The organism is Sphingomonas sp. (assembly GCF_042091075.1).
Taxonomy (GTDB): Bacteria; Pseudomonadota; Alphaproteobacteria; order Sphingomonadales; family Sphingomonadaceae; genus Sphingomonas.
In genome coordinates, this window is sequence record NZ_JBELIE010000082.1 from 1 (window position 1) to 14,426 (window position 14,426).

General features: G+C 66.1%; 15 protein-coding genes and 1 pseudogene. 10 read left to right on the plus strand and 6 right to left on the minus strand.

Features of this window, described 5'->3' with window-relative positions; translation table 11 throughout:
- Both ACFDSW_RS09725 and ACFDSW_RS09730 read left to right on the plus strand, forming a co-directional pair.
- Window positions 1-599, plus strand: a pseudogene (locus ACFDSW_RS09725) (allophanate hydrolase); the annotation flags it as partial.
- Window positions 600-614: 15 nt separating this feature from the next.
- Window positions 615-1,544: a YncE family protein gene (locus ACFDSW_RS09730; RefSeq protein ID WP_375250092.1), complete on the plus strand. Its 930-nt coding sequence runs from the start codon at window positions 615-617 to the stop codon at window positions 1,542-1,544.
- A gap of 46 nt (window positions 1,545-1,590) precedes the next feature.
- On the opposite strand, the gene ACFDSW_RS09735 is transcribed toward ACFDSW_RS09730, so the two are convergent.
- From ACFDSW_RS09735 to ACFDSW_RS09760, 6 genes are all read right to left on the minus strand, one after another.
- Entirely contained in the window at window positions 1,591-1,926 is a 336-nt protein-coding gene (locus tag ACFDSW_RS09735; protein WP_375250093.1) for a UrcA family protein, read from the minus strand.
- Window positions 1,927-2,022: 96 nt separating this feature from the next.
- Complete coding sequence (locus ACFDSW_RS09740) at window positions 2,023-2,382, minus strand: hypothetical protein (RefSeq protein WP_375250094.1); 360 nt, start codon at window positions 2,380-2,382, stop codon at window positions 2,023-2,025.
- 1 nt (window position 2,383) lies between these two features.
- Complete coding sequence (locus ACFDSW_RS09745; protein ID WP_375250095.1) at window positions 2,384-3,991, minus strand: sulfotransferase; 1,608 nt, start codon at window positions 3,989-3,991, stop codon at window positions 2,384-2,386.
- A gap of 10 nt (window positions 3,992-4,001) precedes the next feature.
- Window positions 4,002-4,913, minus strand: coding sequence for a sterol desaturase family protein (locus ACFDSW_RS09750; protein WP_375250096.1), 912 nt, complete (start codon window positions 4,911-4,913; stop codon window positions 4,002-4,004).
- The gene (locus ACFDSW_RS09755; RefSeq protein WP_375250097.1) at window positions 4,910-5,077 is read right to left on the minus strand and encodes a hypothetical protein; all 168 of its coding nucleotides are present in this window, start codon (window positions 5,075-5,077) and stop codon (window positions 4,910-4,912) included. The genes ACFDSW_RS09750 and ACFDSW_RS09755 overlap by 4 nt, the downstream gene beginning before the upstream one ends.
- Before the next feature lie 125 nt (window positions 5,078-5,202).
- Window positions 5,203-6,141 (minus strand): LysR family transcriptional regulator, encoded by a 939-nt coding sequence (locus ACFDSW_RS09760; protein ID WP_375250098.1) that lies wholly within the window; start codon window positions 6,139-6,141, stop codon window positions 5,203-5,205.
- 118 nt (window positions 6,142-6,259) lie between these two features.
- Here ACFDSW_RS09760 and ACFDSW_RS09765 point away from each other — a divergent pair, with 118 nt between their 5' ends.
- The 8 genes from ACFDSW_RS09765 to ACFDSW_RS09800 form a co-directional block, all read left to right on the plus strand.
- Window positions 6,260-7,270, plus strand: coding sequence for an isopenicillin N synthase family dioxygenase (locus tag ACFDSW_RS09765; RefSeq protein WP_375250099.1), 1,011 nt, complete (start codon window positions 6,260-6,262; stop codon window positions 7,268-7,270).
- Window positions 7,267-8,151, plus strand: coding sequence for a hypothetical protein (locus ACFDSW_RS09770; RefSeq protein ID WP_375250100.1), 885 nt, complete (start codon window positions 7,267-7,269; stop codon window positions 8,149-8,151). The genes ACFDSW_RS09765 and ACFDSW_RS09770 overlap by 4 nt, the downstream gene beginning before the upstream one ends.
- 147 nt (window positions 8,152-8,298) lie before the next feature.
- Window positions 8,299-9,279, plus strand: coding sequence for a sterol desaturase family protein (locus tag ACFDSW_RS09775; RefSeq protein WP_375250101.1), 981 nt, complete (start codon window positions 8,299-8,301; stop codon window positions 9,277-9,279).
- A 70-nt stretch (window positions 9,280-9,349) separates the two neighbouring features.
- On the plus strand, window positions 9,350-9,952 hold the full coding sequence (locus ACFDSW_RS09780) for a hypothetical protein (protein WP_375250102.1): 603 nt from the start codon (window positions 9,350-9,352) through the stop codon (window positions 9,950-9,952).
- 228 nt (window positions 9,953-10,180) lie between these two features.
- Window positions 10,181-11,281 (plus strand): helix-turn-helix transcriptional regulator, encoded by a 1,101-nt coding sequence (locus ACFDSW_RS09785; protein ID WP_375250103.1) that lies wholly within the window; start codon window positions 10,181-10,183, stop codon window positions 11,279-11,281.
- Between the two features lie 248 nt (window positions 11,282-11,529).
- Window positions 11,530-12,957, plus strand: coding sequence for a methyl-accepting chemotaxis protein (locus tag ACFDSW_RS09790; RefSeq protein WP_375250104.1), 1,428 nt, complete (start codon window positions 11,530-11,532; stop codon window positions 12,955-12,957).
- Between the two features lie 51 nt (window positions 12,958-13,008).
- Window positions 13,009-13,278 (plus strand): STAS domain-containing protein, encoded by a 270-nt coding sequence (locus ACFDSW_RS09795; protein ID WP_375250105.1) that lies wholly within the window; start codon window positions 13,009-13,011, stop codon window positions 13,276-13,278.
- 12 nt (window positions 13,279-13,290) lie between these two features.
- On the plus strand, window positions 13,291-14,426 hold a 1,136-nt coding region (locus ACFDSW_RS09800; RefSeq protein WP_375250106.1), incomplete at its 3' end, for an Hpt domain-containing protein.

Sequence of the window (14,426 nt, forward strand, 5' to 3'; positions counted from 1 at the left end):
ACAGCCATCTGGGCTTTTACACCAATTTCGTGAACCTGCTGGACATGGCCGCGATCGCGGTGCCGGCGGGCGCGCGAGACAATGGCACCGGCTTCGGCATCACACTGATCGGCCCGGCGGACAGCGATCACGTGCTGCTCGACCTGGCCGATGTGTATCGGTCGGCGGCCGATCTGCCGCCGCCACCCCCACTCGATCTGGAGGGCAGAATGGATACGGTCACACTCGCTGTCGTCGGCGCACATTTGCGCGATATGCCGCTTCACTGGCAACTCACCTCGCGCGATGCGACATTCGTCACCGCGACCGAGACCGCGCCGACCTATCGCCTCTACGCGATGGCCGATAGCGTCCCACCGAAGCCGGCGCTGGTCCATAGCGCGGACGGCGCGGCGATCGCGGTTGAAATATATGAGATGGACGTCGCGGCGTTCGGCAGCTTCGTCGTCGACGTTCCGCCGCCGCTGGCGATCGGCACGGTCACGCTGGCCGACGGCAGCAGCGTGAAGGGATTCGTCGCCGAACCGCGCGCACTGACAGGTGCACAGGATATCACGGCGCTGGGTGGCTGGCGGGCCTTTATCGCGCAACGCGGCTAAGCAGGAGGATCGCAGATGCGGTGGCAGGACGCGGTAGCGGGTTTGATGCTGGTGAGTGGCAGCGCGGCCATGGCGCAATCGGAACGGGTCATCCCCGTACCCGGCTTCGCGGACTTCCTCGCGGTCGATGGCGCGACCGTATGGGCCACCAACAAGGGCCGTGTCGAACAATGGTCGCTCGACGGCAAACGCGCGACGGTGGCGATGGCGCATCCCTGTGGCGCGATGGCGATCGACGGCGATACCTTGTGGGTGGCGGATTGCCAGGCCCGGGCGCTGACTCGCATCGACACGCGCGCCGCCAGCATCGTCGCCACGATCCAGACGGGCATCGCCAGCCCCGATGGAGAGTTGAATGTCGTCACCGGCGCGGGATCGATCTGGGTAGCGAGCGATGCGGGCGGCGGCGTCGCGCGGGTCGACCCCGCCACCAACAAGGTGGTGGCGACGATCCCGGTTACGGCGGGCACATCCTACCTCGCCTTCGGCTTCGGTGCCTTATGGTCGGTCAGCGGACCGGCGCACAGGTTGCAGCGCATCGATCCCGCGACCAACAAGGTGACCCATACGGTCGAGCTGGGTCGGCAGCCCGGTTTCCTGGCGGCGGGCGAAGGCGCGGTATGGGTTCAGGAACAGGGCGACGGCACCGTGGCCCGGATCGATCCGACGACCGCAAAGGTCACCGCCCGCATCAAGGTCGGCGCGCGGCTTGCCTATGGCGATATCGATACAGGCGCCGGTAAGGTATGGCTCCGTACCACCGAGGATCAGACGTTCGCGGTGATCGACGCGAACACGCTGGCGATCGACGCCCGCGTCGGCAAGCCGGTCGGTAGCGGCGCGATCCGTTACACGCCCGACGGGGTGTGGACCAGCGCGCACGATGTGCACACGCTCTCATGGTGGACCGGCGGCGTCGCGCCGGCGACGCCGTCCAAGCCCTGACGCGGCCCCCGAAGCAAGCTTGCGGACGCCGCCGTCGAGCGAAGGATTACTGCGCCACCGCCTGCAACGCGGTCGTCCCGAGCGACGCCTGACGCGACTCGATCTGCTGCCGGATGTCGGCGATCACCTGCGTCCGGCAGGCGCGCGCCTTCTCCGCGAGCGCCAGATGAACGGAGGCAAGACGCTGGTCACCGCACACGGCCTGCGCGGCGGCGTCCATGCGGATCGCGAGACGCTGTTGGCCGGCGGCGGTCGCCAGATCGATGCCCTTGAGCTGCAGCACCGCCGCGTCCTTCGCGAAAGGATTCTCCCCGCCGGCTGCGTTCGCGGCGCCAGCAACCAGCAGCCCGCAGGCAGCGGCGGCCATCATGAAGACCTTCATCACCATCTCCTCACGTCGTCGTTCGACGGCCGCTCGTGATCGGCGGCGACGGCGACATAGGCGCTTCGGCGGAATGTGGCAAGAAGGCGGCGAGTGTCAGTGTACGCTGATCGTGAGCGACGCGAGATCGATCGGATGGCCGAGCAGCCCGATCGGCAGCTCCGCATCGCCTGCATCGGCGTCCGCGTCCGCCCCTTCATAGGCGATGTTGATCGCGCGTACGCGTCGCGCGGACCAGCGCCGCACCGTATCGAGCGGCAGCCGCAATCGCCAGCGACGTCCGCCGGTTACATCGACGGCATGGCCATTGATCCGCACCGGGGTCGCGGCATCGGGGCGTCGCCCGGTCACCAGCAGGCAGTCCTGCGCGCCACAGGATACCAGCCGGGTCGTCGGTTTCGCCAGCGCGGCGGGAGACGACAGCGCGCCCGCCATGGCAAACCCCACGCAGGCCATCTCACTCCACCGCAATGCCGGCCTCCTCGAACATTTGCCGTATTGGTGCCAGCAGCTCGGCATGGCGGCGCCAACGCGCGACCGAGTCGCGATAGATCGGCTGCCGTACCTGCGCCGCGCTGGGGGTCGAAACCGGCGCCGCATTGGTATGGAACGCCAGACAGGCGTCGTCCCAGGCCAGGCCGGCGTGCGTAAGCAACAGCGCGGTCTGCCCCGCCTGATCGGCGATCAGATCCTCGTATCCGATCTCCAGCACGCGGCCCGGCAGGGCTGCCTGCCACATCGCCATCAGCCGTTCGAAGCGGATGACATATGCCGCGATGTCGCGCAGATCGTAGCTATAGTCGTAATAACGCGATCCGATCGCGAACAGGTTGCGAAAGTTGCTGAGCACCGTGTCCATCGGATGGCGGCGCAGGCACACGATGCGCGCGTTGGGCAGGGCCCGTGCGATCAACCCGACATAGTGGAAGTTGCCGGGAAACTTGTCGACGAAGCGGCGCGCGGGATCGCGGCGATGCGCCGTCGCGAGATGAAGGTAATCATGGCCGATCGCTGCGGGGTCCGCCAGCGCGGCGGCGGCGACCGTCTCCGCGTCGAGCACCTCGCGCGAGCGCGTCGCCGCGGCGCGTTTCACCGCCAGCGGCATCGCCTGCAGTTCGCCGACGCTTTCGATCGCCGGGTGCGACGAGAGAATACGGTCGACCAGCGTGGTCCCGGTACGCGGCATTCCGATAACGAAGACCGGCGCGTCCGCCGGGGCGGCGCCGCGCGCTTCCATGGCGGGCGCGCACCAATGCGCCTCGATCGCATCGAAGATCGCCGCATCGCGTGCAAAGCGATACGGCAGCCGGGCACGATGCTCGGCATTGGCGGCGCACAGCGTGGCCAAGGCCGCGCCGGCATCCCCCAGATCCTCCATTTCCTTGGCCAGCGCGTAGCCGAGCAACAGGCGCGCGCGGGGATCGCGACTGCGCGCGCGCGTCGCGACCAGCCGGTCGACATGCTGTCGATCCGGCGTCGCACGCCGCAGGCCTGCCAGCAGATGGTGGGCGCGCGCGTCATCAGGCCATTGCGCGATCAGCCCCTCCAACGCCGCCTCGGCGGCGTCGGTCTTCCCCAGGAAGGTCAGCGCCGCCGCCTGATTGTAGCGGAAATCGGCGTTGTCGGGTGACGCCGCGACCGCCGCATCAAAGTGCGGCAGCGACGCGGCATGGTCACCGAGGCGCGCATAGACGCATCCCATCGTATCCCGGCTGAGGGCGTCGCCAGGCAACATCGTCTCGGCGTGGCGCAGCGCGGCCGCGGCCTCCGAATCCCGGCGCACGGCGATCAGCAGCCGCGCCAGTTGCGCCCAATATTCGCCGCATGGCGCCACCCGCGTGGCGTGTGTGGCGTGGGCGATCGCGTTGCCGATTCGTCCCGCTGCGGCCTCGGCGAGAGCCAGCAGGAAGGCCGCTTCGGCATCGTCGACATCCGCCGCGCTGAGCGTATCGGCCGCCCGGCGGACCGCGCCCCAATCCCCGCGCGCGAGCGCCGCGCGCCCTGCGGCGATGCGTTCTTCTCGTTGTCGCACCGGGTTCGGTCGCTCGGCCAGCAACACGCTCATCGCGGCGCCCTCAGCCCGCCATCGCCGGCGGCTCGCCACCCACCGACCCGCCACGGCGCGCGCGCCAGCGGTCGATCAGCGGCCGAAGCGGAAACATCGTCTGCTCCACCACGCTCAGGCGCCGGCGGTCGTCCTGTCCTACCAGCACCCCCTCGCCTTCGCGATAGGTGCCAAACAGGCGATCGAGCAGGATCAGCGAATTGGCGTAGTTGGAGCGTGTCTCGGCATAGCCGGTCGAATGATGCAGGCTGTGGTGGCGGATCGTGGTGAAGAAGAACGAATAGAAGCGCGGTGGATCGGCACGCACATTGGCGTGCGCGAAGACCGACACGACGGTCAACACGTTGATGCCGCAGAACAGCGCCGGCACGGGCAGATCGAACAGCGCCACCACGCTAAGGCTGATCAGGAACAGTTCGAGCGGATTGCCGACCGCCCCCTTCATCGCATTGAGTTGCGTGATGTGGTGGTGCGGCGCGTGCGTGTACCACAGGAAGCTGTTGTGCATCGCGCGATGCATCCAATACTGGCCGACCTCGATCACGACGATCACCAGCGCCACCTGGGCCAGGAACGGCCAGTGCATCGACCACGGTGTCGCGATCCCCAGCCACTCCTTGATCGCGAGCAGCGGTGTCTCCGCCAGATGCGCGGTCAGCCACGCGATCACCGTCGCATTGAAGATAAGATAGCCAAGGTCGGTCACGAATTCGCGCCGGTCGATACGCCAGCCCCGGTGCCGCTCCGCGACCCACTCGAGCAGTTGGACGAGGAGCGTCACCACGGTGGAGGCGATGACGATCGACCACGGATTGCTCGTCCAGGCGACCGGCGCATAGGCCCAGAACGACACCACCGCCACGAGGAACGCCGGCGGCACCAGATCGATGGCCTGGCGGCGGAGCGGTGCTTCCGTCCTCACGGGCGTTCCTGCCACCGCGAGGGACCCGTCACCGGCAGCCCACCAACCGCGCGGGCGCGGGTGGCGAGGATCGACAGGATCGCGCGGCCGGCGATCAGCGCCACGCGACGCGCGTGGTCGGGAATGCGATCCTTTTGCAATGCAGCCTTTTGCGATCCGACCATGGCCACCGTCCTTTCCGATGGCCGCAAGGTGACGCACCGCCCCCCGGGCGGCACAGAGGCGTTCTTTTTATGCGGGTCATAGATCGATCCTATGACCGGCCGCCCTGCCGCACCGATCCGACGGGTCAGGAACGCCGTTGCGCGCGGATCCGACGATAGACTTCGTCGATGAACAATTGCGTGGCGGTATCGCGCGAGGGCTGTGCCCGCGCGAGCAGGAAGATGTCGTAGGACGGCTCGAATTCGTCGAGCAGGATCGCCCACAGCTTGCCCGCCCTCACCGCGTCCTGCGCCGCGAGCACCGGCAGGAAACCGATCCCGACACCATTGACGATCAGCCGCCGCGCCTCGTTGACGTCTTCCGCCAGCCCATTCACCTTGGTGCCCAGCCGATAGCGTCGCCGCAGCCGCGTGATCGTCTCGATCTCGTCGTCGCCGGTCAGCACGAAGCCTTCGTCGCGCAATTCATTGAGGCGACCGACGCGATAGCCGAACAGCGGATGGCTGCGCGCGCAATACAATTGCTGGCGCTCGACGAACAACGGTTCGTACACCAGGCTGCCGCGATCGCCCCCGTCATACCCCACCCCGATCTCCACCTCCCCGCGTTCCAGCGCGTCAAGCACCTGCCGCCACGGGGACACGCGGATCTCGATATGGATGCCCGGATTGCGACGATGGAAGCTGGCGATCGCTTCGTCGAACTCCGCCGAGACGATCGCCGATACCATCTGGATCCGCACGATGCCTTCGATCCGGCGGGTCGCCTGCGCCACCTGATGCGGCACCATGCGCGCGGATTCGAGCATCTCCTCGCACAGCGCCAGCATCGCCTTGCCCGCCGCGGTCATCTCGACGCCGGTGGCGGTACGGCGCAGCAGCGTCGTGCCGACATGATCTTCCAGCCGCTTCAGCGCCGCGCTGATGCTCGGTTGCTGCTTGTTGAGTTGGCGTGCCGCGGCGCCGATCCCGCCCGCGCGGACGATATCGACAAACGTCCGCATCAAATTCCAGTCGACGCGGCTGGCGAATTTGCGGTCGGTCACCACCGTCGGCTCATCCATCGCACGCGCCCCGATCCATGTCCCCGTTCATCGCGTTATCGCCTCATCGATCAGATTGATGCAATGCATAATAATTTGCCATCTTCATCTATGGCCCGGCAGTTGGCGTGATGATGGAATGACCCGTTCCTGCCCTCTGCCGCTGATCGACATCACCGGCCTGTCCAGCGGCGACCGCGACGTCCGACTGGCGGTGGCGCGCGCGCTGGACGAAGCCTGTATCGAATCCGGCTTCGTCTATATCCGTGGCGCGCAGTTCGATCGTCGCCTGTTCGATCGCCTGCTCGCCGCCGCACGCCGCTATTTCGCGCAGGACGAAGCGGGCAAGATGGCCTGCTATATCGGCGGATCGGTCAACCACAGCGGCTACGTTCCCGTCGGCGAGGAACAGTTCGGTGGCGGGACGAGCGACCTGAAGGAGGCGTTCGACGTCAACAATGACTATCACCACGCCGAAGGGCGGCGGCCATTGCTCGGCCCCAACCTGTGGCCGGACCTGCCCGGCTTCCAAAGCGACGTGCTGGCCTATTACCGCCATGTCGCAGCGATCGGCCGCTCGCTGTTCGATGCCTTCGCGCTCGCGCTCGGTCTCGACGAGCGACATTTCGCGCCACACCTGCGCCATCCGCCCAATCAGTTGCGGCTGATCCACTATCCGCTGGCGGCGGGCACGGAGGATCGCCCGGGGATCGGCGCGCACACCGACTATGAATGCTTCACGCTGCTGTTCGCCACCTCACCCGGATTGCAGGTTCTGCGCCACGACGGCTCGTGGATCGACGTTCCGCTGATCCCGGATACGATGGTGATGAACATCGGCGACATGATGGAGCTATTGTCGAACGGTCGCTACGTGGCGACGACGCATCGGGTGAAGAAGGTCGCGGAGGAGCGCTACTCCTTTCCGTTCTTCTTCACCTGCGACTATGACCATGTCATCGCCCCGCTGGTTCCTGGCAGGGGCGAACGCCGTTACACGCCGGTGCGTTGCGGCGAGCATCTCTTCAATCAGACCGCGCAGACCTTCGCCTATCTGAAGCGACGCCGCGCGGCGGGCGATCTGGTGCTGGCGGATGCCCTGCCGCTCGACTCGTTCGGCGCGCGTCCTCCGGTTCCCGTCGCGCGATGACGCCCGCCGCCCTGTCCGCCGCGCTGCCGCCGCATCCAGGCACGCCATCCTTTCCCGAACATCTGCTGGGCGCGTTCCGGCGTCGCAGCATCACCTTTTGCACCGGCGCGACCGACGATACGTCGGTGGTCTACTGGTTTCAGTCGCGCAGCTTCACGATCGACATGCGCTTGCCGGATGCCGCCACGACGCCGCTGGCGATGCGACAGGGGTGGATCGGCGACACCGCCTGGGATGCGGCCAGTGGCGAAATGTCGTGGCACACGCCTACCAGCTACCAGCCACGCAACCAATGGCCGGAACCGGCGCGGCTGGTCGCGATCGGCAACAGCGTGATCGAGTTCGCGCCCTCCGGCGCCTATGTCGAGGACTGGCGCCAGCAGGCGGCGCGAGGGCCGCTGCTGGGATTGCGGCTGATCGAGGCGGTCGACCGGGGCAACGGCGCGCGGCTCGCGATGGACGGCGGGTTGATCGTCGCAGGCGATCACGCCGCATGGGCGCTGTCCCGCACCCCCGACGCTGCCGCGGCGGTCGCGCGGTCCGGCGATATCGGCACCGCGCTCGACACTGGCGACATCACTGCGGAACAGGTCGAATCCTATGAGGTATCCGTGGCGACCGGCGACGGGACGGTCCGCCATTCCACGATCGCGGCACGCTACGGCACGTCCCTGCTAGGGGGCGAGATGGCGATCGAGCAGGACGGCACGATCATCTGGCGCGATCTGCCCCAAGCCCCGGCGCTGCGGCTCCGCTTCGCGATCGACCTGCACCATCCCGACGCGACGTTCGGCAATGCCACCATCTGTGACCGAGGCGCGATGACGTGGATCGAGCGCGAGTCCGCGCATCTGATGCGCCACGCGGCGACGATCCGCTAAATGGTCCGCGCGACATAGGTCCGATCTATGGGGATCATCGTCCGATCCCGCCTTCCGCCCACCGCCCGCCTTGGCGACAGTACGCAGGCGCTGCCCCCCGGGTGTCGAGCCGCGCGGGGGCGCAACGATGATCATGAGGACAGGCCTATGCAAGGTGTTCGCGTCGGCAACAGGTTGATCGGTACGCAATCGCCGGTGACCGTCGGTTGGGAAAACATTCCGCGCGTCGAGGGCGGCCCGCTCAAGCGAATGTTCTTCACCTGGTTTCAGCCGACGGTGCTCTTCGCGCTGATCGCCTTCTGGTATTATGCGCCGAATTCGATCGCGAAAGCATCGGTCGCGATCGGCATCGGCATTGGCTTTCGCGCTTTGCTGATGTTGCTTGAATGGCGTTTTCCGCGTCACGACAGCTGGCGGCTGACCTGGAAGGAAGTGACTACCGACCTTTTCTACGTCGGCCTGGGCTATACTGCCTTGCAGCTGATCGAACGCCAGATCGGCAGCGACGCGATCATTGAGACGATCCAGACGCATTTCGAGCTGGAAAAGCTGGCCTGGTTCACGACGTTGCCGTTATTGGTTCAGGCATTCCTGATCTCGTTCATTTTCGATTTCGGGCAATATTGGATGCACCGCGGCATGCACAATTGGTATCCGTTGTGGCTCCCCCATTCCGTGCACCACTACATTACACAGTTGAATATCAACAAGGGCGCGGTCGGCAATCCGGTCGAGCTGTTCCTGATCGGCCTGGGTATCGGCGGATTGTTCGATTTCCTGCCGCGCGCCGCGTTGCTGGCGGGTGCGATCGGCATGTCGGTCAGCGTTTACCAGCATATCAACGTCCGCTTCAACACACCCGCCTGGTGGCGCTTCCTGTTCAACACCACGGAGCACCATAGCGTGCACCATTCGCTCGATTTCGAGGCGAGCCGCAGCAACTTCTCCAACACCTACATTTTCATCGATCGCATCTTCGGCACCTGCGTCGACGGAGAGGCCGAACTGCTCGGCATGGAGGGCGGGCGGCGCATGTCGATCCGCGAGCAGATGACCTATCCGTTCACCGAGCTGTGGAAGACGCTGAAGGCACGGTTCGCGCGGACGGATATCGTGCCAGCGGAATAGGTGTCACCGACGGGCGGGCGGCACGCGACCGATCAAGACGGGACCGATCAGGACGGGACGGGGGAACGCTGTGACACCACGATTTCTGGAACCGATCTGGCATGTGCGCGGATCGCTGCCGCTCGCGCCGGGGCAGACCGGCGAGGATGCCTTCACGCGGCTCGCCCCGCTGTTTCGACAGGTCGGCACCAGCTACGAGCGTCATCATGACACGCTGACGTTCCGCAAATCAGACCCAGCCGCGCAGGATCGCATGGCCGTGTTCGAAAACGGGATGCTGCGGGTCGACGACACCGGCGACGGGACGGTGCTGTGCTATCATCTCGTCAGCAAGGCATTGCTGTTCTGCTTCCTGGCGCCGCTGCTGTTTCTCGCCTTTGCCGCGGTAACGGTGCAGGTCGCGCACCACGAAGAGGAGGTGGCAAAGACGGCGCCCAAGAAGCCGGAGAAGAAGCCCGTCGTGCTGCCACAGAACGCGATCGACAAGGCGCTGGGCGCCCCGGCACCGGAACAGCCGGACAAAAAGAAGAAAGACGGTGAAGACAAGAAGAAACTGAAACCCACCGCCGCCTATGTCTTCGCCGCGATCTTCGCGATACTGTACGTGGCCGGTCGCATCATCGAGCAACGGTCGATCCGGTCGACATTCCGAAAGCATCTGTTCGGAACATAGTCGTACCGTCGGGACGGTGCGGCCGGCCCCTTCTATCGGCCCCGATCGGGCATCGTGGTTCGGCGACGGGGCGGATTACGCCCTTGTTTCGCCGGAACCCGCATTGCCGCCATATCGTCACGAGACCCGGCCGATGCCTGCCCCGTGCCGTAACGATACACCCCGCTTTTCCTCGGATAAAATTGCCTGTAATCCCATGCCTTAGTCGGTTGTTGGCGGCGGGCGCGCATGGAAGAGGCTATCCAGAAGCTGGTCGACGGGGCGTATCGGGCGGCGCTGGATGATTCCTTATGGGCCGACTGGGCGTGGGACGCGGCGAGGTTGCTCGGCGGCGTTTGCGGCACCCTCAATGTCGTCGAGGCACCGGGCCGGATCATCCACCAGACGTTCGCCCACGAAAATATCCAGGCGGTCGAGCGTTACGTGGACGAGAATATCGCGCGCTTCGATCCGCAGATATTGCACGTCGCCGGTCTCGGTGCGTCATGCGTATATACCGATACCGATCACGCCGACCGGACCGACACCAACACTGCGGAATATTTCGCGTGGCAGGCGTCGAACGGAAAGCTGAACCATTACGTCACCGCGGTGGCGCGGTTGAACGGTGGCACTCATTGTGCGGGGCTGTCGATACACCGACATGTCCACGACGGCGCGACCTCGGAGCAGTCGCGCCGGATCATGCACCGCATCCTGCCCGATATCGAACGATCATTCGAACTCGGCTTTCTCCACGCCGAGAAACTCAGCGCGGCCTATTGGGATGGCATCCTCATTCAGCGCAGCGAACCGGCCCTGTTGCTGGACGAATACGGCCGCATCCTTCGCTTCACGCCCGCGATGGAGCGATTGCTGGCGGCGGGTGACGGCATCGGCTGCGCCCAAGGCCATTTGACGGCGGCACGCGGGGCGTCGCCCTTCGATCTCGACAGGTTCGTTGCCGCGCTGGTCGCCGGCGAGCCGGCGCCCCAAACGGTGCGGCTGCAACGTCCGTCAGGCAAGTCCCCCTATATCGTCACCGGCTATCCCCTGCCCCGCTCGGCCAGGGTGCTCGCGCCGCTGGAGGCCGCGGCGCTGGTGACGATCGTGGATCCGGCGTTCTTCGCGGTATCGACCACGCAGCAGTGGCGTGCGGCATTCCGCCTGACCATGCGGGAAGCGGAACTCGCCCGGATGCTGCTGGAGGGTCATTCGCTCGAGTCGGCATCGGAAAGCCTGGACATCGCGATCGGCACGGCGAGGGTTCATCTTCGCAATCTGTTCGCCAAGACGGACACCAACCGGCAGGGCGACCTGATTCGCCTCCTCACGCGGCTCGCGGGCTGACATCCTGCCCCCCGGCGGTGGCCCGGAGCACGATGCCACCACTGCCGATAGCCGCCGGCTCTTAGAGTTGCGCCGTGGGATGAAACAGGCGGTGAAATTGTAAGATTATCCCTGATCCACATCAATATCAAAACGCAATTCATTGTTCGAACCCGCACGAAAATTAACTTAGTCTAAGTAGCTTAGGCGGTACTCGCTCCTTCATATCGAGCCTTAGCAAATGTGCGGGCCGGGATTGGGATTGGAGTATGATACGCTGGTTTCGCGCGGATGCCCCGATCCGTACCAAATTTGATGTCCTGTTCGTTACATATTCATCGCTGGCGGCGATGCCGGTTGCGGCAGCGGTGATCAGCGACGCCATCGGTGCGGGGATGTCACCGATCCTGTTTACGGCGATTGCTTCGCTACTGGGCACGATGATCGTCGCCTGGACGTCGAAGAAGATGATCTGCGATTCCTATGTCGGCACCGTGGTGCGCATGGAAGGGCTGGCGCGCGGCGATTTCGACTCGCCCATCGCCTATACCGAGTACAAGGATTGCGTCGGTCGCATGACCAAGGCGATGGAGGTGTTTCGCACCAACGGCATCACCGTGGCGGAAGCGACGGCGGCGCAGCAACAGGTTGTCGCCGGACTGGGGGCCGGCCTCGCCAAGCTGGCGGCCAGCGACCTGAGCCATCGCATCGAAGAGCCGTTCTCGGCTGATTACGAGCGTCTGCGCGTCGACTTCAACCGCGCGATGGACGCGGTCGCGGAAGTGATGGCGGCGGTGATGGAAGCCACCAGCGGCATCAACAACGGCGCCAGCGATATTCGCCAGGCGTCCGACGATCTCTCGCAGCGCACCGAACAGCAGGCTGCGTCGCTGGAGGAAACCGCGGCGGCGATGGACGAGATCACCGGCACCGTGCGGGAAACCGCGACGGGCGCCAGCCGGGCGAACGCGGTGGTCGGCGAAGCGCGCCAGGAAGCCGAGCAATCGGGCGACGTGGTGCGCCGCGCGGTGGACGCGATGAGCGGCATCGAGCGTGGTTCGGCCGAGATCAGCGAGATCATCAGCGTGATCGATGGTATCGCGTTCCAGACCAACCTGCTGGCGCTCAACGCAGGCGTCGAGGCAGCGCGGGCTGGCGACGCCGGCAAGGGCTTCGCGGTGGTTGCCAGCGAAGTGCGTGCGCTGGCGCAGCGTTCGGCCGACGCGGCGAAGGACGTCAAAGCCAAGATCATGGCGTCTTCGGCGCAGGTCGCGGCGGGCGTGGAACTCGTCAGCGAAACCGGCCGCGCGCTGCAGCGGATCATCGGTCGTATCGGAGAGATCAGCAGCCTGGTCGGTTCGATCGCCACGTCGGCGGAGCAGCAGGCGACCGGCCTGCAGCAGGTCAATACCGCGGTCAGCGAGATGGACGGCGTGACGCAGCAGAACGCCGCGATGGTCGAACAGGCAACCGCCGCCGCGCGCAGCCTGGCGGAGGAAGCCGACGAACTGGCTCGCCAGGTCGCCCGCTTCACCCTTGCGGAGGGACAGCGTGCCGCCGCATCGACCCTGCCGGTGCACAAGCTGCAGAGCCGCGCGGCAGAAGCAGGCCGCAAGATCGCCCGTAGCGCACGCCGTCGCGCGGGCGGGGGTAGCGCCGCGGTTGCGGTGGCCGAGGACGACTGGTCGGACTTCTGATCAGTCACGCCGTCCCAACCACCCTCCAGCACCTGGATCGCCGCCATGCCTATGACCACCTCTCTGTCGCTCGCCGCCGTTCTCGACACAAGCGCCGCAGGACCACTGCGAATGGCGTTGCGGCGAGCGATCGAGGCCGGTGAGCCGATCACGATCGACGGCAGCCTCGTCGATCGTGCCGGGCTGGCGTGCCTCCAGGTGCTGGAAGCCGCGCGACAGACCGCGTCGGCGGCGGGACTGAGCTTCACGATCGAGGCGCCCAGCGCCGCCTTGAGCGACATCGCCACGATCGCCGGGCTCGGCGAACTGGCCGCCGGGTAAGGGAGACCATCGATGGACCTCGACGCGATCCAAGGGATCTTCTTCCAGGAATGCGACGAAGGGCTTGCCGGTATGGAAGCCAACTTCGCGCTCCTGCGTGCCGGTGACCGTGAGCCCGAGACGATCAACGGCGTGTTCCGCTGCGTTCACTCGATCAAGGGCGGGGCCGGCGCGTTCGGACATGAACGGCTGCAGGCCTATACCCATCATTATGAGACGCTGCTGGACAATGTCCGCAACGGCACGCTCACGCTGACGCCGGACCTGCTCGACCTGGTCATGGGTGCATTCGACCTGCTGGCGGATCATGTCGCCGCCGCGCGTGACGGCACGGACGTCCCCGCCGATGCGGGGATGCTGGAATTGCTGGCCGCCGCTTCAGGCGGCGCCGGCCATGCGTCGGCACCGCTGGTGGACATCGCCGATGCGACCGACGCGCCCGTCGCGGCGCAGGTTCAGGCGCCGACGGACGATTTCGACGATCTGATGGCGTTTCTGGACGATGTCGCCCCCGCCAGCGACGATATCGACAACAGTGCGGCGGACAATTGGCGACTGGATTATCGGCCAACTGCCAATGCGCTCGACAATGGCGGCGAGCCGGTGCTGCTGCTGCGCGAATTGTCGCGGATGGGTGCACGGGTCATCGACTGCGATCGCTCGACCCTGCCCGGGCTCGACGCGCTCGATCCGGAGATCGCCTATTTCAGCTGGACGCTGAGCCTTCCCGCGAGCGTGGCCGAGGATGATATCCGCGCGGTTTTCGAGTTCACCGATGCCTGCGCGATCACGCTTTCGCGTGGCGAAGCGGGCGAGCCCGCCGTCGCACCGTCGCCGCCGACGATCGCGGCGCGCGATCCGTCCGCCGCGCCCACCGCGATCAGCGAGGCAGCGTCCCCGCCCCCGGCGGCGGCCGTCCCCGTGATCGCGCGCCCCCCGGCGGCGGCGGCGGCAACGCAGACGATCCGCGTCGACCTCGATAAGCTCGACCGGCTCGTCAACCTGGTCGGCGAACTGGTCATTACTCAGGCCATGCTGGCGCAACGGCTGTCCGAAAATGATCTGGCCGGCATCGCCGAGTTGACCGACCTAGAGCATCTGACGCGCGAGTTGCAGGAATCGACGATGGCGATCCGCGCGCAGCCGAT